This window comes from Achromobacter sp. FW305-C-13, from assembly GCF_058783475.1.
Genome location: NZ_JBYSYN010000004.1, coordinates 541442 through 563980, shown reverse-complemented (window position 1 = coordinate 563980; position 22539 = coordinate 541442). Strand labels below are relative to the sequence as shown.

Here is a 22539-nt window from a genome sequence, read left to right as displayed (position 1 = left end):
CCGCCGCGGCATCACCCCCGCACGTCGATCCGCGTCTCGAACTTGGCGCGGTGCACCGAAAAGAACGTGCGCACGTTGCGCACATTGGCCTGGGCGGTAAAGGCCCGGTGCACCAGCGCGTGATAGGCCGGCATGTCCTTGACCTGCGCGATCACCACGAAATCCGGCCCCGGCGACACCCGGTAGCACTGCAGCACCGCGGGTTCGGCCAGCATGCTTTGCTCGAACGCATCCAGGCTTTCCGCCGCCTGTACGTCCAGCGTGATCTCCACGATCGCCGTCAGCGTGCTGCCCAGTTTCTCGGCCGCCAGGATGGCGACCTGCCGGTCGATCACGCCCTCGTCCACCAGCCGCCGCACGCGCCGCAGGCAGGTCGGGGGCGACGCATGCACGCGCGCGGCCAGATCCTGATTGGTCAGCGCGCTGTCTTCTTGTAACTGTTCAAGAATGCGCCGGTCCAGATCATCCAGTTCCGGTAGCGAAATCGGCATGTTTTGCATGATTAATTCAAAATCGTTGTCTGGAAGAAAGATTATTTAATCACAATTATGTAAGTGAATTAACTTCCATTTTTAGCCACATAAAGAAATCAAATTTCTTGGCGGGTCGCGCACAATGCGTCGGTACACGAACTTAGCGGAGTCTCTCCTATGTGCGGCATTGTTGGCGCCGTCGCCCAGCGCGACATCACCCCGATCCTGGTTGAAGGCCTGAAGCGGCTGGAATACCGTGGCTACGACTCCTGCGGCGTCGCCGTCTACGCCGACGGCCATCTGCGCCGCACGCGCAGCACGCAGCGCGTGGCTGAATTGGCCGAGCAGGTTGCCGAGGACAAGGTCCAAGGCTTCACCGGCATCGCCCACACCCGCTGGGCCACGCACGGCGTGCCGGCCACGCACAACGCCCATCCGCATTTCTCGCGCCTGGGCAACGACGAGCCGCGCATTGCGCTGGTCCACAACGGCATCATCGAAAACCACGACGAACTGCGCGCCGAGCTGCAGGCCGTGGGCTACGTGTTTGAAAGCCAGACCGACACCGAAGTCATCGCGCACCTGGTGAACCACCTGTACGCCGGCGACCTGTTCGAAGCCGTGCAAAACGCCGTGCGCCGCCTGCATGGCGCCTACGCCATCGCCGTGTTCTGCCGCGACGAACCGCACCGCGTGGTCGGTGCGCGCCAAGGCTCGCCGCTGGTGGTGGGCGTGGGCCAGAACGAGAATTTCCTGGCCTCCGACGCGCTGGCCCTGGCCGGCACGACCGACCAGATCATCTACCTGGAAGACGGCGACGTCGTCGACCTGCAGCTGTCGCGTGTGTGGATCGTGGACGCCAACGGCAAGAACGTGGACCGCGAAGTCCACACGGTGCACGTGCACACCGGCGCCGCCGAACTCGGCCCGTACCGCCACTACATGCAGAAGGAAATCTTCGAGCAGCCGCGCGCCGTAGGCGATACGCTGCAAGACATCGAAGCCATCACGCCTGAACTGTTCGGCGATGATGCCTTCAAGATTTTCAAGGGCATCGATTCGCTCCTGATCCTGGCTTGCGGCACCAGCTACTACGCGGGCCTGACCGCCAAGTACTGGATCGAGTCCATCGCCAAGATCCCCGTCGCCGTCGAAATCGCCAGCGAATACCGCTACCGCGACAGCGTGCCCAACCCGCGTTCGCTGGTCGTGACCATTTCGCAGTCCGGTGAAACGGCCGATACGCTGGCAGCGCTGAAGCACGCCCGCTCGCTGGGCATGGAAAACACGCTGACCATCTGCAACGTGTCCACCAGCGCGATGGTGCGCGAGTGCAAGCTGTCTTACATCACGCGTGCCGGCGTTGAGATCGGCGTGGCGTCGACCAAGGCCTTCACCACGCAGCTGACCGCCCTGTTCCTCTTGACGCTGACGCTGGCGCAAGTGCGCGGCCGCCTGACCGACGAGCAGGAAGCCGAGCACCTGAAGGCGCTGCGTCACCTGCCGGTGGCCATCGGTTCGGTGCTGGCGCTGGAACCGCAGATCATGGCGTGGGCCGACCGCTTCGCCTCCAAGGAAAACGCGTTGTTCCTGGGCCGCGGCATGCACTATCCGATCGCGCTGGAAGGCGCGCTGAAGCTGAAGGAAATCAGCTACATCCACGCCGAAGCCTATCCGGCCGGCGAACTGAAGCACGGCCCGCTGGCCCTGGTGACGGAGCACATGCCCGTTGTGACCATCGCGCCCAAGGACGAGCTGCTGGAAAAGCTGAAGTCCAACATGCAGGAAGTGCGCGCGCGCGGCGGCGAGCTCTACGTCTTTGCCGACGCCGACAGCAAGATCCAAAGCGCCGAAGGCATGCACGTGATCCGCATGCCGGAGAACTACGGCAAGCTGTCGCCGATCCTGCACACGATCCCGCTGCAACTGCTGTCGTACCACACGGCATGCGCACGCGGCACCGACGTGGACAAGCCGCGCAACCTGGCCAAGAGCGTGACGGTGGAGTGATGGTGCCGGGGCCGGCCGGCGGCGTGTGCCGCCACGCCTGGCCTGAGTTCCGCCTCTAGTTCACAGAAGGGCCGCTATCGCGGCCCTTCTGGTTTTGATGATTCTGGATGTGGGGGAAACTCACAGGTAGGGGTTGTCTTTGAACACCTTCCTGGCCTGCCGGTAGGCATAGGCCAAGGCGCCCAGCGCCGCCAGGATCAACAGCCAGCCGTTGCGTTTTTTGCCCTGCTTGTTGGCCAGGACACTCTGGTACTGGGCAGTCGGGTCCGCCAGCCATGTGCCGTCCTGCCGCAGGCCGTAGACCCCGATCCGCGTGAACACGCTGGCCATCTTCCCGTGGTATTCGTTGGCGAGGTTGGCCGCCGGGTCGCGATCGATCAGCAGGTCCAGGCGGATGGGCGGTTCGAATGTGTAGCGGGCGGCCGCGCCGCGCACCTCCAATGCCGCATCGGGGTACGCGTTGGAATAGAGGCAGCGCGGACTGCGCCAACTGGTCTGGCTGCCGACCCGGATCCGGTCTGAATACGGGCATTCGGCGACCTTGTCCACCTGCATCGTTACGCTGTGCAGGGACGCCGGGTCAGGAGGCAGGATGAGACCGTCCGCCGCGTCAAAGCTCAGCCAGGAGGCGTACAGCAGCGCCGCCGCGGCAAGCGCGGCCTGGATCGGACGCTTGAAGCGCGATTTGCCGATCGTCCACGCCTCGCTCACGGGGCCGGCCTTTCTTTTTGTACTGCCGGTCTCATGGGAATCCTAGGTGTCGGGTTAGAGGGTGGGTTGCCTGCCACGGGTTGGTCAGCCCCCTAGATTGGCTTCGCGGGTGCATGCTAGCGAATTTCAGGGGGCGCGATTGGCCGCTATTAAACATAAGGTTGATCGATGTTTCAAATTACGAGGCGATCCCGGGCGTGGCGCTCAAATGCGGATTGCCTTGCGGCCCAGGATCGGTTCCGATTTGCGCGGCACAAGGCGAATAATGCGGGGAGATCCCGGTCATTTACGCCGCTATACCCCCGGGTAATTAATAAATAATGCGCGGTAGGGTATTATGTCTTTTCAGTTTGGTTAAACAAAAACAAGAAAAACGCTTTTTCATATTTACTAACAACTCAGCCGCCTGGTTGTGTTGCCGTTTGTGTAATGAATGTAATTATTTGAGGGAAATCCCGGGTTTATTACGGGCATCTCTGATTTATTTCCACAGCAATAAAAATTTTTAGAAAAAAGTTTGCTGTCGGGGACCTCTACCATTCGTTGGCTCGTCTCGCCCCACGTATTAAGGGGTATCGAGCTGTAATTATTCTTAAGCAATACGTCCGCCCAAATAGCACAAAGTTATTTCGATTTCACGTCGATAACTTGTCGCTGGGCGTCAATTTCTAGTGTCTGCGACACGATGAAGACAGTGAGGTCCCCCGTGGTAAAGAGAATCGCAGTGTGTGGCCTTGGATATGTCGGCCTGCCCGTAGCCGTCGCATTTTCCAAGCGCTTTGATGTCATCGGTTTCGATGTGGACAAGCGGCGAATCGCACGACTGAAAGAGGGTGATGACTGGACAGGCGAGATCGAACGCGACGTATTGCTGGCTTCCCCGATGCAGTTCACCGACCAGGTGACGGAACTGGAAGGCTGCGACTTTTTCGTCGTCGCCGTGCCCACGCCGGTCGACGAGAAAAACAACCCCGATTTTTCTTTGCTGGTCCGGGCGTGCCGCTCGATCGGCCCCGTGCTGCGCCCGGGATGCATCGTGGTTTTCGAATCCACCGTCCACCCAGGCGCCACCGAGGAAATTTGCGGACCGGAACTGGAAAAGGTATCCGGCCTGCGCTGCGGCATCGACTTCAAACTGGGCTACAGCCCCGAACGGATCAACCCGGGCGATCGCGAACATCCGCTGGAGAAGATCGTCAAGATCGTGTCCGGCCAGGATGAGGCATCTCTGGAAGTCATCGCCGGAGTCTACGAAAAGATCATCGACGCGGGCGTGCACCGCGCCTCGTCCATCAAGGTGGCCGAAGCGGCGAAGGTGCTTGAGAACACCCAGCGCGACATCAACATCGCGTTGATGAACGAAATGTCGAAGATCTGCGATCTGGTCGGCATCCGCACGTCGGAAGTGCTGGCCGCCGCAGGCACCAAGTGGAACTTCCTGAAGTTCACCCCCGGGCTCGTGGGCGGGCACTGCATCGGCGTGGATCCCTACTACCTGACGTCCAAGGCGCAGGAATTGGGCTACCACCCCGAGGTCATCCTGTCGGGCCGCCGCATCAACGATGGCATGGCGACCCACGTCGCCTCGCGCGTGGTCCAGACCCTGGCTCGCAACGGCCGCCTGAACGCGTCGACGCGTGTCGGCATCCTGGGGATGACGTTCAAGGAGAACGTCCCCGACATCCGCAATTCGAAGGTCGTGGATCTATACAACGCCCTGGGCAAATACGGCATTACGCCGGTGGCGTGCGATCCGATGGCCGACGCCGACCAGATGGAACACGAGTACGGCATCAAGCTTGTGAAGCGCGACGAATTCCGGGACATGGATGTGCTGATTCTGGCAGTCCCGCACCGCGAAACCATGGACTCCATCTGGGAAGACATGCCGCAGCTGGTCAAGAGCGGGGGCATGGTGTGCGACCTGAAGTCCGTGCTTGACAGCAAACGTCTGCAATCCGACCTCTTGTACTGGACTCTCTAAGTTCGGTCTCGCGATCCATCTCTACAGGAGAGACCCTCAATGACCGCATTCACTACCGCTCCGATTGGAACCTGCCGCATCCATACGCCGCTGCGCGATGCCGTGGGCCGCTACCCGATCAAGCTGCAACTGGGCCGTAACTACGGTTTCGTGCATACCACCGCCGAAGCGCTACAGCAGGCGCGCTTCATGTTCGGGCAGGCCGACATTCCCGCCGCCGTGCAACGCGTGATCTTCCGGCCCTCGAACGGCGAGCAGGCGCGCCGCGGCACGCACAAGCCGGCAGACCTGTACATGGTCGAACTGTCCTCGCGCAAGCTGCTGACCGTCGATGGCTATCCCATCCAATCCAACTATCTGGTGCGCTACTTCAGCGAATTCTTCGCCGACCGCACGCGCACCCGCATGTTCTGGTCGCTGGCCCACGCCGACAAGCTTGCCGAACGGCGCGCATTGCTGGACCAGGACCCCGTGTTCAAGAGCCTGTCTTCGGATGACCGCGACCTGCTTTCGCGCATCGTCAAACGCGACCAGACCGATGAAGAGATCGAGACGGAGATGCGCCAGCTGGTCGAACTGCTGGGCCGCGACAAGGTGGTGTTCGTCACGCACGTCAACGCCCTGACGCCGGACAATGTGCCGATCGAACAGCGCGAGCAGTTGATCGCCACGATCACCGCCAGCGCGCAGCGCATCGGCGTGCCGTGCTACGACCCGACGCCGCTGATGAACAAGATCGGGCAAGCCGATGCGATGGAAGACGGCGGCCTGGACCTGACGCACTACACGTCGGTCTTTGCCGAGCGCCTGTACGTCGACTGGTTCAAGAATTTCATGCGCCCGAGAATGAGCGCGTCCACGCCGCAGCTGGCCGTGCCCAAGCTCAGCGCCGACGAAAGCGTCGAACGCATTGAAAAGCTGTGGGATTCGGGCGAACTGCGCGAGGCCTCGCGCCGAGTGCGCGAGGTGCTGCGCCGCCATCCCGGACTGCCCGACCACATGCTGCTGTTCGCGAAGATCCAGGAAGAGCTGGGCGATTACGAAGGATCGCTGGCGCTTCTGGGCAGCGCCGACGGCGCACTGGCTTCCGGCAGCAAGGCCGAGCAGATCCTGATGCGCAACCAGTTCAAGCTGGGACGCCATGACGTGGCTTACTCGCTGGCGGCTGGCCTGCTGGGCGATGAGATCGAGACGCCGGAGATTGTCCGGATCGCCGCGGTGTCGGCGGGCCAATTGGGCCACGGCGACGAGTCCCTGGGCAACTGGAAACAACTGTTCCGCATTTCCTCGCCGGACGAGGCAGGCGCCGTGGAAGCGGCGGACACGGTGCTGTCGCTGCTGCAGGCAAGCGGCGACATGGAATCTGCCATTCGCTGGGTGCATGAAGTCCGTGCGGCCATCCCCACGTATGGCCGAGGCTTCGCGGTGCTGTGGCGCGACCGGCTGCTGGCCAGCGACCGCGCCGGACTGCGCGCCCTGGCCTCCGAGTCCCCCGCGCTGGAGGACGTGGACGCGCTGGAGCTCGTGAAGGAAGCGTCGTGGCGCGGTTGCATCATGGCGGCGGCGGCGCTTGCCGTGTCGTGCGACCTGGCCAACAGCGAGCAAGAGGACATTCGCGCGTGGCTGCTTGCGCAGTCGACGGCGTGGGCCGAGGAAGGCAATCGCGCCCTGGAAGAAGGACGCCTGCGCGATGCGGCGGAACGCATCTGCGCGCATCGCCTGCTCAACCCCAATGCCCTGGCCGGAGCGCGTGCGCAGCGGGCGTTCGAACGTGCGATGCGTCTGGGTGTGCGCGCCGCGCTGGTGGCGGGCAACCACAAGGAAGTGATCGACCTGACGGACATCGCCATCGACACGCAAGTCGATTTCCCCGAGCTGGACGCCATGCGCGGCCGCGCCGCGGATGCGCTGGGCGACAAGCAAACCGCCATGCGACATCTGGAACAGGCGGCCGCGGGCGAATCCGCTCCGCTCAGCACGCAGCTGTATTTCGCCCGGGTGGCATTCAACGGCGGCTGGTTCGGCGAAGCGATCGACGCCTACAAGTCGGTGCTGGCTCATTCGTCGGCCGATGAGAGCGCCAAGGAAGAAGCCGAGCGCCAGCTGGGCAGGCTCGGCCCCCGCGCCATCCGTGGCGCCCGCGAGATCCTCTCTGCCGGCGACCCGCTGAAGGCGTGGCAGCTGCTGGACCGCGTGGCCCAGTCGTGGCCGGGAATGTCGGAAGTCGACCACGAAAAGCGGCGCATCCTCACCGTCCTGTACGCCGAAGCGCGCGCGCTGGAACCCACCAGCACCACCGAGCGCCTGGCGCTGGGCGAAAAGATCGTGCAGCTCGTGCCCGAGGATCCCATCGGCCTGCGTCTGGCCGCGGTGGGCGCCATGCGTCTGCATCGCTTCGAGCAGGCCCTGCCTTACTGGCGAAAGCTGCAGGAACGTTCCGAGAATCCGGCGCAGTTTGACCACTACATCGAACGCTGCCAGGTGTGGATCGAAAAGATCAACCGGAGAAAGGCCGCATGAATCCGCCACTGATAACCGAACGGGCGGACGCCAAGTCCGATCTTCAATGGGTCCAAGCGCAATTGGAGGAGATCGTCGCCGCTTCGGGGCGGGTTCAGGTGGCGCAGGAGAACCTGCCTCGGGCGAAGGTGCTGGCCCGGGATCACATGCAAGATTCGAAAGTCCGCTTTCTTCTGCTCAGGCTGCAGGAGTCTGCGGGCTTGAACGAGGGCATGGCCGAGCAGTGGGCCACGCTCTTGCAAGAGTGCCCGGACGATCTTCAGATCGTCCGCTACTGCGCGACCCGTCTCGTGAAGGAGCGGCATGTCGACGAGGCCCTGTCGCTCGTCGACCGCCACCTTCCCGAGTCGGCGGAAAGCCCTGATCGCCTGTTTGCGCGGGCCAAGCTGCTGAGCGACATCCGCGCGCACGAGCAATCGGACGCGCTGTTTCGCCGGCTGATCACGCAATACACGGACCGCAACATGCGGGTCGAGTTTGCCAAGCGCCTGCGCAAGCGCGGCCTGCTGGCCGACGCCTTCGAGGCGATCGCGCCGGTTGCGAAACACCTGGCGCCGGGCAGCAAGGCAGCGGAGCTGGCCGACGGATTGGCAAGCGACTACGCCTTCTACCAGCGCTTTGAAACCGAAGAAGCGTTGGCGGGAAAGGACATCAGGATCGTGTCGATGAAGCATGCGATCCTGCACTTCCGCGACCGGCAGATTGCCGAGAATCCTCCGGAAAAGCCCGTATCGGTCGCGCTGGTGACCGGCAGTCTTGGGCCGGGCGGCGCTGAGCGGCAGCTGACGCGGCTGGCCGGCGAACTGACGCGTTGGGCGGAGTCGCCCGACTTGCAGCTGGCCGACGTGCTGATGAAGCCGAAGAAGGTGGAAGTGCTGGTGAAGCAGCACACCGACCCGTCTGGCTCCGCGAAGAAGAAGCAGGAGCTGGATTTCTTCCTGCCCGTGCTGGTCAAGGCGCAGATCCCGGTCACGGAAATCAACAAACTGCCCGCCATCTCGGTGTCTCATCAAACCGTTCCCGAAGGCAGCCTGGGCCGGCTGCTTGAGCAGTTGCCTCCTCCCGTTCACTACGGTGTGACGCGCCTAGCGCCGGTGTTGCGCGCCAACTCGTTCGACGTGGTGAGCCTGTGGCAGGACGGAACGTGCCTGTTCGGTGCCTTGGCCGCGTTGCTGGCCGGCGCGCCGACCATCCATCTGGTCTTCCGCGGGCTGCCGCCGAATATCCGCAAGGACCGTTTCCGCGAAGAGTATCCCGAGCTGTACCAGGCCCTGGCGCAGGTGCCGGGCGTGGTTTTCGTCAGCAACAGCCGCAAGGCTGCGGAAGCGTATTCGGAATGGCTCGACATCCCGATCATGCGCTTTCACATCCTGTACAACGGCGTACCGGATCTGGCGACCGACGCGTCGCCCGCCGACCAGGAAAAGTGGAAGGCCTTCCAGGAGAGCACGACCGACGCCACCGAGACGATCGGCGGTGTGTTCCGGCTGGAACCGGACAAGCGGCCGCAATTGTGGATCAAGCTGGCGGCGCTGTATCTGAAGGAACGCCCGCAAGCCCGCTTTGTCATCGTCGGCGACGGGCGCCTGCGCGACATCATCGAGGCGCTGGCGCTAGAGCTGAGCGTGACGGACCGGCTATTGCTCGTCGGTCTGTCGAACCACGTCGGCTATTGGTATTCGCAAATGGATGCCAGCGTGCTGCTCTCGCGCTACGAAGGGTTGCCGAACGTCTTGATCGAAGCCCAGCTGCTGGGCGTGCCGGTGATCTCGACGCCGGCCGGCGGCGCGGGCGAGTGTTTCGTGGAGGACGAGACGGGTCATCTGCTGAGCGACGTCGATCACCCGGATCTGCACGAGGCTTGCGAGAAGGTCGCGTCGATGGTGGATCGGGTGCGCAGCAATGCGCAACTTCGACAGCAAAGCCGTGAGCGGGCGCAGAAGCTGTTTTCGCTTGACGCGATGCTGACCAAGTTTCTGGGCCTGTGCATGCCGGTCATGGGCATGTCCGAGAACGATGAACGCATGGATGCCGCGCCGCTGTGCCGGATGACGGCCTGATTGCCGGCGTGTCTTTCGGTGTTCTGAAAATAAAGGGTTTTATGCAAATGAACGTCCCGGCCTCGGGCCTGCGGCGCAAGGCAGGCTTGACCATGGTGCTGCTTGCCGCACTTTCACTCTCGGGATGCCAGCTGCCGCGTTCCGGTCCGATGTTGAGCGAGATGACGGGGGCTCACGACGAGAAGGATGTCATCGTGATGCCCGTGTCGCGTGAGCTTGCGCAGGCAAGCCGGGTGCCGGAGGTTGCGGACTTTCCCGTGCGCTACCGGGACCTGACGCAGGCCGGATTCGACAGCCTGGTGCCCGGTGACGGCATCAACGTGAAGGTGTGGGAGCGCGGCGGCCTGGGCGTGTTCGCCGCGGACCCGTCGGGCGTGAGCGACCTGGGCAACCAGGAGATAGACCGGGCGGGGAACGTCAGTTTTCCCATCCTGGGGAAATTCCACGCCGAGGGCCTGACGCTGGGCAAGCTGCATGACGCCATTGTTGCGCGTCTGGCCAAGCTTGTCGTCGGCGCCGACGTCAGTGTCACGCGCGCTGCTGACGCGCGCGGGCAAATGGTGACGGTGCAGGGCAACCTGACCAAGCCCGGCATGTTCCCGATCACGCAGACCGCGCAACGCCTGAGCAGCGCGCTGGCGCAGGCAGCTCCCGTGCAGACCAACCCCGAGCAGCTCGTCATCAGCCTGCGGCGCGACAACCAGGTGGCGTCGGTGCGGTTGTCGGATATCTACCGCAACCAGAACAACGACATCCTGCTGCGGCCGGGGGATGTCATTACCGCCTATGACTCGAAAGAGTACCTGACCGTCCTGGGCGCGGCGGGAAATCAAGGGCGTGTGGCCATCAGCAAGCGCAACTACACGGTGCTGGATGCGCTGGCCGATTCCAAGGGGCTTGACGACAAGACCGCGGATCCGCGTTCCGTGTTCCTGTTCACGCCTGCCAAGGCCGGGGCCGAGGGCAAGCCGGACTTGCTGCCGGTCGTCTATCAGTTCGACCTGACCCGGCCGGAGCAGGTGGCGCTGGCGCGTGAATTCAGCGTGCATGAAGGCCAGGCCATCTATATCTCGGATGCGCCGTTCACGCAGGTGCAGAAGGTCTTGTCGGCCTTCCGCGTCACCATGAGTGCCGGCTTCAGCGCCACGCGAGCCATTGACAGCGATTCGGGCTCCAGTTCCGGCGTGTCCCAATAGCGTGTCGATGAGTAACGAGGACCGGATCAAGGGCTGGCGCTCGCGCCGCAAAGACAGCAACTACGCGGTGGGAGCGGGCGTCGCGGCCTGGCGCCTGGATCCTGCCGCCCTGTTTGAAGCAAACGCCACGCCGGCGGTTTTGTTCAAGCCGTTGCTCGCCCGCCTGCAGGGCGAGCCGCACGACTCGGTGGCTGCCCGCCGGGCGGTGTACGAGGCCGTGCAGGCGGAGTTGGACGCGGAGATCGCAAGCAGCGCGGTCGACGAGACGCTGGCCGATTTTTCACGGCGGCGCCTGCGTCTCATCGTGCGCCTGCTGGAACAGGATATCCGCGCGGGCGTGGAGGTGTTCGGGCCGGGGTACATGCCGGCCAAGCTGGTGGCGGAAGACGCGCGACTGGCCGCCGCACATGCGCGGCGCGTGGAGCGGCGCAAGCAGGACGAGGCGCGCGAAGCGCGCCGCCATGCCTCCCGCAATGACATTGCGCTGGAGATAGAACTGCCCGACAGCGAGGCGGGCGATCTTGCGATCTTGCGTGAACGCTTGCAGGCCTTGCATGAAGGACATCCCGCAAACGGTGCCGGCAATGTCCGGCCCGTGGGGCGCACGCTGTTGGCGTTGTTCGTCTACCAGCTGCGCGTGATACATGGCGAAAGCCGGATCGCGTTGCTGTGGGCGCTGGTCGGCCCGGTGGTGTTGCTGACGCTGATTTCGTCGTTGTACATCCTGATGGGCACGCACTACATCCTGGGCATGGATGTGCAGACGTTCTCGCTGTTGGGCGCAACGACCTGGATCATGTTCCGGCAGATCATCTTTCGAAGCAGCGCGGCGTACATATCCGCGCGGGGCCTGCTGAATTTCCAGGGCGTGACGCCACTGATGTGCGCGCTGGTGCAGGCGCTGATTTATGTATCGGTGTATCTGGTGGTGTTCGCGGTGTTGATCAGCGCGGGACATGCGTTGGACCTGATCACGCTGCCGGAAAGTTGGGCGGGGTTCATTCTTTTCGTCGTGCTGATGGGATGTTGCGGCGCGGCGATGGGCGTGTTGTTCGGTTCGATCGCGACCTTCTGGCATTTCTACCTGCGGCTGGCGCCGGTGATCGAGCGGTTTCTCCAGATCTTTTCGAGCGTCTTCTTCGTGTCGGAGCAGCTGCCGGAGCACCTGCGCCCCTGGATCCTGTGGTCGCCTTTCGCGCACGGCATGCAACTGCTGCGCTCGGCGTACTTCGAGGCCTACGAGTCGCATGACGCGAGCCTGGGCTATTTCCTGACGTCGCTGGTGTTCCTGATGGTGCTCGCCTTGGCGGCCGAGCGTCTGGCCCGTCCCAACGTCCAGCCGATGTGAGGCAAGAGAATGATCCATCTCAATGGCGTCACTGACGAACCTTATGCATTCGGAAGCCGGCAACCGCTGCTGGCCAATGTCGACCTCGACATTCCTGTCGGGCGCTATGCCTTGCTGTCGCATTCGCCGGAGCTGCATCGCCAGATCGTCGACGTGTTGTGCTGCCTGCGGCCGCCGCGCCAGGGCTTCGTCAAGCACGACGGAAACGTCTCGTGGGCGATTGGCCGGCAAGGCTTCATCCGCGGCAAGGCAAGCGGCCTGAGCATCATCGATTTCGTGTGCGAGATGTACGAGATCGACGTGGATGCCACGTACGAACTGGTCGCGGACCTGATCAGCGACCCGAAAGTCCTGGCCAAGCCCATGGAACATTGGCCGCTCTACGCCCGGCAGGAGTTTTCGTTCGCCCTGGCGCTGGCGCCGGCGTTCGATGTCTACGTGATCGAAGGGGCCATCCCTTTCGAACCTTGCCGTTTCACCCGCCTTTGGCTGGCTCTGTTCGAAGAGCGGCTGATTGGCCGGACACTCATTTTTTCCAGTTACCGCCAGAATCAGATGGCGGATTACTGCCTAAAAGGCTTGATTTATGAACGAAGCGCTCTCAGCATCGAAGACGACCTCGACCAGTGCATCAGCAAGTTCCCCCCTCGACGATCAAGGAGCGAATCCGGCACAGGCGACGACGGCTTCGGAGGCGGCTTCGAGGAAGGGCAACTCGGCCTCTGAGGGGGGGTCCGAGATCGAACGCCGCCGCCGCGAGCGGCAGTCGTCACTGCGCGAGCGCCGTCGCCACCGTTGGATCAATGCGGCCATCGTTATTGCGCCGGTAGTGTTCGCACTGATCTACGTGCTTTGCATCGCGACGCCGCGCTATGAGGCGGAGTCGCGGTTCTTCGTGCAGTCGGGGTCGGGCCAGCAAGGCGGCGGAGGCGGCGCGGCAAGCCTGCTCACCACGGGCAACATGGGCGGCATGCTGGGCGGCTTTGTCGACGGCTGGGCGGTTGCGGATTTCCTGAAGTCGCGCGACGCCATGCAGCAGCTGGACAAGAAGGTAGGTTTACGCCAATACCTGATCCGTGCGGGCATGGACCCGGTAAACCATCTTGCCGAAGACTCGAGCGAAGACGATCTGTATCGCGCCTATCAGGCGTCGGTGCAGGTGTCGTTCAATGCGCTGGAGCAGATCGACGTGTTGCGCGTCAGCGCGTTCTCGCCTGCGGATGCCGCGACGCTGTCGAAGGCGCTGATCGGCCTGGCCGAGGACTTCGTCAGCTCGATGAACGAAAAAGGCGTCGCCGACAAATTGAAGGTCAGCGAGGAATCGGTGAAGCTTGCCGAGCAGAAGGCGTTTGCTGCCCGGGAGGCACTGACGGCGTGGCGCACCACGCATGGCAACATCGATCCGTCCGCCACGGTGGCGATGCTGCTGAACCTGTCCAGCCAGCTTGAAGGCGAGCTCAGCAGCGCGCAGATCAATCTGGACAAGATCCGCGCGCTGGGCAACAAAGACCATTTCATGCTCAAACCTGCTGAGCTGCAGGTCGCGGCGCTGCAAAAGCGCATCGCGTCATTGCGCCGTCGCCTGAGCGGCGACGGCAATACCGAAGCGAAGCAGCTCAAGTCCTACGAGACGCTGAGGAACACCCAGGCGTTCGCGGATTCGAACCTGACGTTGGCGCAACAGACGTACCAGCAGGCCGTGACGGACGCGCTGCGGTTGCAGCGGTATTTGTCCATCATCGCGCAACCGGTGCCGACCGACCGGCCGAGCAGCCCGCGCACGGGGATCCTGCTGTTGCAAGCGCTGGCATTGGGCTTTGTGCTGATGTTCATCTCGCGGGTGGGGATGGCGTTGTTGAGGGGGCTGCGTCATGGTTGATACGGCGATCGAAAACCGTCGTGCCGCGGCCGATGCCACGGCCCGGCTGCGCGAGATCATCAAGGACATTCATTCCGCGGCCGATCCGGAACAACACATGGCCCGGCTGGCGCCGGCGCTGGCGCAGGTCGGCGACGGCTGGCGCGACGTTCGGCGTTTGCTGGTGTCTCCCTTCGTGCGAGAAGGCAGGTTTGCGCCGGCGATTGCCGCGCTTGAAGTCCTGGCGGCGGCCTACCCCTTGCGCGCCGATGATCGCCGCATGCTGGCGAGCCTGTTGGGGCGCACGGAACAGTGGGACCGCGCCATCGCCGAGGCGGACGCCGCAGCCCGCATCGAGCCCGACGCTGCCGCGCTGCATGCCGCAAGGATTCAATTGCGTGTGCAGGCCGGGCGCGTGGCCGACGCGGCCGACGTCGCGCGCGCGACGCTCAGCCTGGCGCAGCGCGACCCAGGCGAAGCGTATTTCTGGTTGCTTGCCTTCGTGCGCAACGGCGATGCCGCCGAAGCAGCGGGCATTGCCGCGGCGCTGGAGCCAGACAATCTGCCCAACGAACGCGCGGCGACGATGGCCGTGCGCGCCCTGCTTGAAGACGGCAGGGTGGAGGCGTCGATCCGGCTTGGCGACGCGGCATTGGCCGCGGGCCATGATAGTGCCGCATTGCGCGCCTCCCTGGGGATGTCGCACCTGCGGCGTGCTTCCGAGGACGACCGCAAGGTGCATGCGCTGGCGCACTTCGAGGCGGGCCTGAAGGCGGCGCCGGCGGATGTCAGGCTGCTGACGCTCTATGGCGAGACCTTGCTGCGTGCCGGGCGATACAAGGAAGCGGTGGCGCCGCTTGCGCAGGCGATCGATCTGGCGCCCGAGCTGGAGCAGACGCGGGCCCTGTATGCACGCGCGCTGCGCTATACGCTGCAGTACGACGATGCCGCCGACCAGATGATGAAGCTGGTCGAGAAATCCCCAGACAAGCTGCTTTGGCAGCGAGCGGCCATTGGTGCGCTGTCGCAGGCGGGCCGCAAGCAGGAGGCCGGAGCGCTGTTTGACCAGTATGTGGCCAAGCGCGGCATGGCGCTGCCGAAGACCTTCCAGGAGGCCTTGGACCAGCTGGAGCAGCGCCTGCATACCGCCCCGATCCCGCAGGCGCGCCTGGACTGGGCGTGGTCGCTGCGTGGCGATCCCGATGCCGATCGCGCGCAATGGGAGCGCCGGGCGCGCTGGGGTCATCTGGTGGACCATCTTCTGTTCGATTGGCTCGAATGCCGCGAGGACAACGTCGAAGAGGCCATGCAGGTGTTGGGCGAGCTGGACACGGGCGAGCGCTTTTTCGCGCCGCTGCTGGCGGCGGGCCGCGGCGTGGTGGTGGCCACCGCGCATGTCGGCCCCATGTATGCCGGGCTCATGGCGTTGGAGTTGCTGGGCATTCCCTCGCGCTGGCTTGCGACGGCGCCCAGCATTGCCCAGAGCAGCTATGCCGCGGCTTTGATCTCTACGGCCGACCAGACCGAGGCGCAGGTCGCCAAGGCCTGCATGCGCGCGATCGGATCGGGCTACGTGCTGTGTCTGGCGATCGACGGCGCGGCGAATCCGGCTGCGCCGCGGACGACCTTCGAAGGGCAGGAAGTCACATACTCCAGCTTCGCGTCGCACCTGGCGCATCGCCTTCGCGTGCCCTCGGTGTTCTACGCGCCGCGCTGGGAGAATGGCCACGTGGCGTATACGCTGGAAATGTTGCCTGCCGTGGAGCCGGGCGAGGACGCCGAGGCCTATTCGCTGCGCTGGCAGAAGGCGTATTTCGAACGGCTTCGCGAACACCTGGCCGGCCCGCCGGAGAACCTGCGCCTGAGCGGGGGAATCTGGCGCCACGTGCAGTCCGCGGACCGGTCCGCGCAGTGACAGGGAGTAAGCATCGATGAAATCAGCAATGAAGCCGCTGCGTTGGCTGTTGGCCTTGGCCGTATTGCATGGCGGCGCAGCGGCCGCGAATGAAACGTGCGCAAGCCCCGATGAACACTGCCCGTCCATCGCGTCGCTGCTTTCCCAGCGCGAGGGCTACGGCGCTCGCGCCACCGGCGGATTGGGAGGCCGGTTTGTCGAGGTCACGTCCGACCAGGACACGGGCCCGGGAACGCTGCGCGCCGCGCTGGAGCAAGCCAAGAAAGGGCCGACGTGGATTCGCTTTGCGTCCGACATGACGATCCTGCTGAACTCGCAGCTGCGTGTACCGTCGAACGTCACGATCGACGGGCGCGGCAAACAGGTCACGTTGATCGACGACGGGCTGGGCGTGTATGGCAGCAAGAACGTCATCCTGACGCATCTGACGATCGACGGGCGCCTGACGCGGCTGACCCAGGCCGTGAATGTGGCCAACGGCAGCAGCGACGTATGGGTCGACCACCTTGACCTGTCGCGCATGTCCGACCGCCTGCTCAATGTGAAGAACGGCTCGACCGACGTCACGGTGTCATGGACGAAGTTCCATAACTCGAACAAGGTGATGCTGCTGAACAACATCACCTCGAAAAACCTGTTCGAGAACTACGACCGCGATTCGATCGCGCGCGTGACGCTGCACCACAACTATTTCTTCAACACCGTGCAGCGCAACCCAAGAGGGCAATTCGGTACGTTCCACCTGTTCAACAACCTGCTGGAGAATTGGGATTTCTATGGCATGAGCTTCAGCCTGGAGGCCAAGGCGTTTGTCGAAGGGAACATCTTCAGCAACGATGCGCAGCGCAAATGTGTGGAGCCCGCATTCTTCCCCACGGTGGAAGGCATCAACGTGAATTACTGCCGCTACATTCCCGTCGCGTCCAAACGCAGCGCATTGGACAACGGCGAATCCGACCGCGGCGCCTACGAAAAACTGAAGGCGCAGCATGGTTATACGCGCGACTACAAGGCGTTCTTGCGCTTGAAAGACAACCTGTACCTGGGCGACGCGAAGCCGGTACTGCAGGACTACCGGCCCGAGGCGGCGCCGACGCCGCCATATTGCTACGGCTATGAGCGCGCCACGCCGGAACTGGCCGAGAAAATCCGCAAGTTCGCCGGCAACACGGCGGGCGATACGCCGTTGCCTGCGACAAAGGTGGGGTCGGGCTGCTGAGCGCCGGGTGCGTTGGCTTCAAAGATGCAGTGCCGGGCTTGCCCCGGCCCCGGACGGCGCGGGCCGGACGCTGACCCGTAGTGCGATCAGTAGCGCAGCAAGCAGCATCAAGATGCCGCCAGCGAGGAATACGCCCGCGATGCCACTGAAGCTGAACATCGCGCCGCCGGCAGCCGCACCGGCTGCGATCGAGGATTGCACCGAGGCCACGACCATTCCGCCCGCGCTTTCCGCCTGATCCGGCACGGCGCGCGCCACCCAGTTCGACCATGCCACGGGCACGCCGCCGAAGGCCAGGCCCCAGAACGCCACCAGTAGCGCCTGTCCCCCCAACGAAGCCGGCATCAACACCAGGGCCAACCCGGCCACGCCCACCAGCGCAGGCATTATTGCCAACGTCATGTGCAGGCTGCGCTGCATCAGCCACCCGGCCAGCATCGTGCCTGCGAAATTCGCGATACCGAAACCCAGCAACATTAACGCGAGGCCGTCCGTGCCGACGCCCGTCGTGCTTTCCAGGAACGGCCGGATGTAGGTGAAGAGTGCGAAATGGCCGGTATGGGCAAGCACACACCCCAACATTCCGATGGCGATTCCCGGGCGCAGCAGTACATCCAGAACCGTTCTAAGCCGTGCCGGCTGGCGCGGCGCCATCCGCGGCAGCGTGAACCACTGGAAGGCCAACGTAATCAGTCCAACTGCGGCTGCCGCGACGAAAGCGCTGCGCCAGCCATACCTCCCGCCCAGGTAACTGCCAAGGGGCACGGCCACCACGGTGCCTACCGCGATGCCGCTGAAAATGATCGACAGGGCGCGTGGCAGCAGCGCGGGCGGCACCAGCCGCATCGCGACGGCAGCGGCCATGCTCCAAAATCCCCCCAGCGCGATGCCCAGCAGCACCCGCATCGTGAGCAGCACCCACATGCTGGAGGACAAGGCGACCAACAGGTTGGAGGCGATCATCAGCGTGGAAAAGCCAAGCAGGACCACGCGCCGGTCAATGCCCCGCGTCAGCCCCGGCACCAGTAATCCGGCAAACAACGCCACGACGGCCGTCACGGTCACTGCCTGTCCGGCTAAGGCTTCCGACACGCTCAGGGCGGCGGCCATCGGTGTCAGCAGGCTGGCCGGAAGGTACTCCGCCGTCAACAGGCCGAACACCCCCATCGCCAACGAGAACACCGCCATCCAGGCCGCGGAGGTCGGCGCGGCGTCGCCCGCATGGCCCCGCGGGGTATTGGCCAAGGGGTCACTGATACAGTTACTCATCACATTCCTTCCCAGAAAACAATCTCAGCCCAGAGTCTAGGTTTGAATTTCAGGATGATCTATGATGGTACGTCTTGAATATTTGATCGAAACTCCTGGAATGGATGCGTCGGACAATTTTTCCCTTTCTTCGGACCTCATCAGCGAACTGTTGACCGGCATGCGTCTGCGCGGCGTCCAGTACCGCCGTATCCAGGCCGGGCCGACCTTCGGCCTGAGCTTCGAGGCCAAGCCCGGGCATGGCTATTTCCATTACCTGGCGGTCGGCACCGCCGTACTACGCACCGCCGACGGCAGCTTGCACGAGTTGTCGGCCGGCAATGCCGTGTTCATTCCTCAAGGTGGCGCGCATCAACTGTTATCCGGGCCGGACGTGCCGGTCCAGGATATCGACAGCTTCGTGGCGGCGCCTCTTGGGGATGCGGTCAGCGCCGTGGATGCGTGTCCCAGCACGCATCCCATTCCCAGCGTCATCCTGTTTTACGGCTGCATGGAATTCGACCTGGGCGGCATGCAGGGTCTTGGCAAGCTGATGCCCGGTGTCATGCAGGTGGATGCGGCCGGCGAGCGCTATCCCGGCCTGATGCCCATCCTGACTTCCATGAAAGGGGAAATCTGCTCCGGGCGGGTGGGGTTCGCGGGCATTCTGGCCCGCCTGGCCGAAGTGGTGGCCGCCATGATCGTGCGCGGTTGGGTCGAGTGTGGCTGTGACAATGCTTCGGGTCTGGTGGCCGCCTTGCGCGACCCCCGGCTGGCCCGGGCCATCCTGGCGCTGCATCGGCAGCCAGGACGCGATTGGACGGTGGCAGAGCTGGCAGAGGAATGCCATATCTCGCGGTCCGTCTTTGCGGACCGCTTCCAGGCAACGATCGGCACGCCGCCCTTACGATACGCCACGGAGCTGAGGATGCGCCTTGCCAGCCAGTGGCTTACCCAAGACAGGCTTTCGATCGAAGTCGTGGCCCAGCAACTGGGCTATACGTCCCAAGCGGCCTTCAGCCGCGCTTTCAAGCGCATTACCGGTCTGCCGCCTGGCGCAAGTCGACAGCTGCGGTGACCTGCCAACAAAACAGGACATGCGAAATGGATCAACAAGAACGCAACGGCGCATCTTCCGAAGGACGTGCTCCCACGGGCGGCTTCGCGGCCATGGTGCCGGAACTGGACGTCACCCGTCTGGAAGCCAGCCTTGATTTCTGGTGCGGGCTGCTCGGCTTCGAGATCGCCTATGCGCGGCGCGAGGCCGGTTTCGCGTATCTGGAGCGCGGTCCGCTTCAGATCATGCTCTGCGAACTCAACCATGAATGGGACACGGCCCCGCTTGAACGCCCCTTTGGGCGCGGCATCAATTTCCAGATGCAGGTGGACCGCGTGGAACCCATCGTGCAAGCGCTGACCGAAGCCCAGTGGCCGCTCTTTCGCCCCATCGAGGAAAAGCGCTACCGGGTCGGTGCAGGCTGGTCGTCGTGCAAGGAATTCCTGGTGCAGGATCCGGACGGTTATCTGCTGCGGTTTGCGGCGGAGGGGGCGCCGGAGCCCGTTGCCCTGTGACACCGGCGTCGACGGGGCGGCGTGAGGGGTCGGCCCGGTATACAAATGCCAGGCTGTATTCGCGTTTTACAAACGATAGTTTGTAACCTCGGCCCCCTGGGTCGGGCAGGACTTTCCAGCGTTCTTGTCATTTCCCGTTACCGGGAGGAAAATCCCCGCTTGGCGCGCGGCGCAGCCAGCGCCTGGACGATGCTCGATCCGGCCGCCGGGGGAATTGCACGTGAAGGATGCTGGTCAGTACAAGACGCACGACGCAACCGTACTTGAACCCAGTCCGTCGTCGGACTGGGTGTACCACTGCGCGATGAGCCTGCTGAAATGCCCGGCCGATGATGCGATATCGGAGTTGCTGGCGTTCATGGGCGAGACCTCGGACGTGGACCGGTCCTGGATGATCGAATACCGGCCCGACCTGCTGCGCCTGCGCAATACCCATGAGTGGTGCCGCGGCCAGACGCAGCCGTTCGTGGCCGAGCTTCAGGACGTGCCGACCACGCTGATCGCCTGGCTGCACCGGTTCATGATGAAAGGCCAGGCCGTGGCTATCCACGACGTGAACGACCTGCCGCGGACCGCGCGGGCGATCCAGGTGGAGTTCCAGCGCCAGGGCAACAAGAGCGTGCTGAGCGTGCCCATCTTCCATGAGAAGAAGCTCTACGGGATCATCGGTTTCGACACCACAGTCAAGCACAGGACCTGGTCGCCCGACGAGGTCCAGGCCCTGTTCCAATGCGCCAACCTGATCGGCCAGGCCAAGTACGCAAACAGCCGGGACCACAGCCGGACGGCGCACTATGAACGGTCGACGGCGGTCATCTATCTGAGCATGCGCGGCGTGGTGCGAGGCGTGCAGCCCGAGGCGATCGTGGGCGTGCGCTCGGCGGGAAACTACAGCGAGATCTGGCTTGAGGACGGGTCGATGGTGCTGGACTCCCGCGCGCTGGGCATGTGGTCGACCTTGCTGCCCGAGAAGACGTTCTTCCGCGTGCACCGGACCGCCATTGCAAACGCATTGCATGTCATGGACGTGGACCGCCGCAGCGTGGACAAATGGCTGATCCGGATGCGCGCGGTGGACAGCAACTGGCCGGTGTCGCGGTCGTACCGCAAGCTGCTGCGCGAGCGCATGGGGATCTGAGGGCGGCGGTCCCCCTTTCATGTCATTCGTCATGCCGGCATGTTGTTTCGTCCTGGCGGGCGCGACCGTTCGCCCAGTTCTTGGGATCATCTCGCATGCGGCGCAATCCCCGTTCCGCGAGCCACCCTGAGAGAACCGGCATGCTGGCCTCCCGCCTTTTTTCCCGCTTTACCCTTCTGGCGTTGTCGGCTGCCTGCATGCTGGGCGCGTCCCCGGCGCGGGCGACCGACCTGGCCCTGCAGGATGCCGTGTCCATGGCCGGCATGCAGCTTTACCTGAACTCGGGCGCACCCGCCGTGATCATCGCCGTGGTGCGCGGCGACCAGGTCGTGATCCAGGGGTATGGCGAGACGGCGCCCGGCAATGGCGTCGAACCGGACGCGAATTCCATCTTCAGGATCGCGTCGGTGTCGAAGGTCTTCGCCGCAGACGTGCTGGCCTCGCTGGCCGCCAAGGGCAAGCTGAAACTGACCGATCCGCTGGCGAAATACGCGCCCGACAATGCCCGCGTCGAGACGAATGGCCGCCCGATCACGCTGCTGGACCTGGCCACGCATTCGGCCGGCTTGCCGCGCGAATTGCCTGACCCGGACGCCAAGCCGTCCGATAACCCTTTCGCCGCCTTCGATCGCGCCTATTACTGGAAATGGATCGGCGGCAACAAGCCGGCCTACGTGCCCGGCACCACCACGCTCTATTCGAACCTGGGCTTTGGCCTGCTGGGCGATGCGCTGGCGAAGGCGGGGGGAGCGGACTATTCGACGGTGCTGGCCAACGAGGTCATCAAGCCTGCGGGCCTGGCCGATACCACCAATGTGCTGAACGACGCGCAAAAGAAGCGGCTGATGACGGGCCTGGATCCGTTCGGCAAGCCGGACCCGAACGCCACGGTGCCCGACGTGATGTACGCCAGCGCGGGCATCTATTCCACAGCCTCGGACATGGCGCGCTGGATGCGTTGGCATCTGGACGGCGCCAAGCAGGCGCAGGAGGCGTTCGCGCTGGACCATGTGATGTGGCTGCCGTATGACGGGCTGAAGTCCGTCGTGGGCACCGAAGTGACGGACGCCGACGGCATGGGACTGGGCTGGGTGGTGACGCTGCCGCGCAACGGCTCGCCGCTGCTGCTGGGCAAGAGCGGTGGCCTGGGCGGCTTCATGAGCTATGCCGTGTTGTCGCCAAACCGTGACCTGGGCGTGTTTGTCGTGGCCAGCCGCGTGAACTTCGCGATGTTCGGCAACATCCATTCCCAGGTACGCGAACTGGCGGCCGAGCTGGCGCGGTGAT

17 protein-coding genes are annotated in these 22539 nt (G+C 63.9%); 14 read left to right on the top strand and 3 right to left on the bottom strand.

What is annotated here, in order from left to right; translation table 11 throughout:
* Positions 1-11: 11 nt before the first annotated feature.
* Positions 12-500: an Lrp/AsnC family transcriptional regulator gene (locus tag AC3WMU_RS26140; RefSeq protein ID WP_006226720.1), complete on the bottom strand. Its 489-nt coding sequence runs from the start codon at positions 498-500 to the stop codon at positions 12-14.
* A 150-nt stretch (positions 501-650) separates the two neighbouring features.
* On the opposite strand from AC3WMU_RS26140, the gene glmS reads away from it, so the two are divergent.
* Entirely contained in the window at positions 651-2483 is a 1833-nt protein-coding gene (glmS, locus tag AC3WMU_RS26135; protein ID WP_492283167.1) for a glutamine--fructose-6-phosphate transaminase (isomerizing), read from the top strand.
* Positions 2484-2603: 120 nt separating this feature from the next.
* Here glmS and AC3WMU_RS26130 read toward each other — a convergent pair whose 3' ends face one another.
* On the bottom strand, positions 2604-3194 hold the full coding sequence (locus tag AC3WMU_RS26130; RefSeq protein WP_492283166.1) for a hypothetical protein: 591 nt from the start codon (positions 3192-3194) through the stop codon (positions 2604-2606).
* A 724-nt stretch (positions 3195-3918) separates the two neighbouring features.
* On the opposite strand from AC3WMU_RS26130, the gene AC3WMU_RS26125 reads away from it, so the two are divergent.
* From AC3WMU_RS26125 to AC3WMU_RS26085, 9 genes are all read left to right on the top strand, one after another.
* Positions 3919-5178 carry a nucleotide sugar dehydrogenase gene (locus AC3WMU_RS26125; RefSeq protein WP_280027283.1) on the top strand — a complete coding sequence of 420 codons (1260 nt, stop codon included), beginning with the start codon at positions 3919-3921 and terminating at the stop codon, positions 5176-5178.
* Positions 5179-5217: 39 nt separating this feature from the next.
* Positions 5218-7698 (top strand): hypothetical protein, encoded by a 2481-nt coding sequence (locus tag AC3WMU_RS26120; protein WP_492283165.1) that lies wholly within the window; start codon positions 5218-5220, stop codon positions 7696-7698.
* The gene (locus AC3WMU_RS26115) at positions 7695-9758 is read left to right on the top strand and encodes a glycosyltransferase (RefSeq protein WP_006226725.1); all 2064 of its coding nucleotides are present in this window, start codon (positions 7695-7697) and stop codon (positions 9756-9758) included. Before AC3WMU_RS26120 ends, AC3WMU_RS26115 begins: the two co-directional genes overlap by 4 nt.
* Before the next feature lie 41 nt (positions 9759-9799).
* Positions 9800-10954 (top strand): polysaccharide biosynthesis/export family protein, encoded by a 1155-nt coding sequence (locus tag AC3WMU_RS26110; RefSeq protein ID WP_035213923.1) that lies wholly within the window; start codon positions 9800-9802, stop codon positions 10952-10954.
* A gap of 7 nt (positions 10955-10961) precedes the next feature.
* The gene (locus AC3WMU_RS26105; protein ID WP_280027288.1) at positions 10962-12302 is read left to right on the top strand and encodes an ABC transporter permease; all 1341 of its coding nucleotides are present in this window, start codon (positions 10962-10964) and stop codon (positions 12300-12302) included.
* A gap of 9 nt (positions 12303-12311) precedes the next feature.
* Positions 12312-13028 (top strand): P-loop NTPase family protein, encoded by a 717-nt coding sequence (locus AC3WMU_RS26100; RefSeq protein ID WP_088589703.1) that lies wholly within the window; start codon positions 12312-12314, stop codon positions 13026-13028.
* 103 nt (positions 13029-13131) lie between these two features.
* Positions 13132-14181, top strand: a complete 1050-nt coding sequence (locus AC3WMU_RS26095; RefSeq protein ID WP_427957440.1) for a KpsE/RkpR family capsule polysaccharide export protein — start codon at positions 13132-13134, stop codon at positions 14179-14181.
* Positions 14174-16075 carry a Vi polysaccharide transport protein VexE gene (locus AC3WMU_RS26090; RefSeq protein ID WP_492283164.1) on the top strand — a complete coding sequence of 634 codons (1902 nt, stop codon included), beginning with the start codon at positions 14174-14176 and terminating at the stop codon, positions 16073-16075. Before AC3WMU_RS26095 ends, AC3WMU_RS26090 begins: the two co-directional genes overlap by 8 nt.
* 28 nt (positions 16076-16103) lie before the next feature.
* The gene (locus AC3WMU_RS26085) at positions 16104-17294 is read left to right on the top strand and encodes a pectate lyase family protein (RefSeq protein WP_424625666.1); all 1191 of its coding nucleotides are present in this window, start codon (positions 16104-16106) and stop codon (positions 17292-17294) included.
* Positions 17295-17312: 18 nt separating this feature from the next.
* On the opposite strand, the gene AC3WMU_RS26080 is transcribed toward AC3WMU_RS26085, so the two are convergent.
* The gene (locus AC3WMU_RS26080) at positions 17313-18563 is read right to left on the bottom strand and encodes an MFS transporter (RefSeq protein ID WP_424625665.1); all 1251 of its coding nucleotides are present in this window, start codon (positions 18561-18563) and stop codon (positions 17313-17315) included.
* Between the two features lie 100 nt (positions 18564-18663).
* Between AC3WMU_RS26080 and AC3WMU_RS26075 the strand changes: the two genes are divergently transcribed.
* The 4 genes from AC3WMU_RS26075 (at position 18664) to ampH (ending at position 22538) form a co-directional block, all read left to right on the top strand.
* Positions 18664-19620, top strand: coding sequence for an AraC family transcriptional regulator (locus tag AC3WMU_RS26075; RefSeq protein WP_427939786.1), 957 nt, complete (start codon positions 18664-18666; stop codon positions 19618-19620).
* A 26-nt stretch (positions 19621-19646) separates the two neighbouring features.
* Entirely contained in the window at positions 19647-20114 is a 468-nt protein-coding gene (locus AC3WMU_RS26070; RefSeq protein ID WP_006226734.1) for a bleomycin resistance protein, read from the top strand.
* Positions 20115-20334: 220 nt separating this feature from the next.
* Entirely contained in the window at positions 20335-21252 is a 918-nt protein-coding gene (locus AC3WMU_RS26065; protein WP_488703428.1) for a GAF domain-containing DNA-binding protein, read from the top strand.
* A gap of 140 nt (positions 21253-21392) precedes the next feature.
* The gene (gene ampH / locus AC3WMU_RS26060; protein WP_280027298.1) at positions 21393-22538 is read left to right on the top strand and encodes a D-alanyl-D-alanine-carboxypeptidase/endopeptidase AmpH; all 1146 of its coding nucleotides are present in this window, start codon (positions 21393-21395) and stop codon (positions 22536-22538) included.
* Position 22539: the final 1 nt, after the last annotated feature.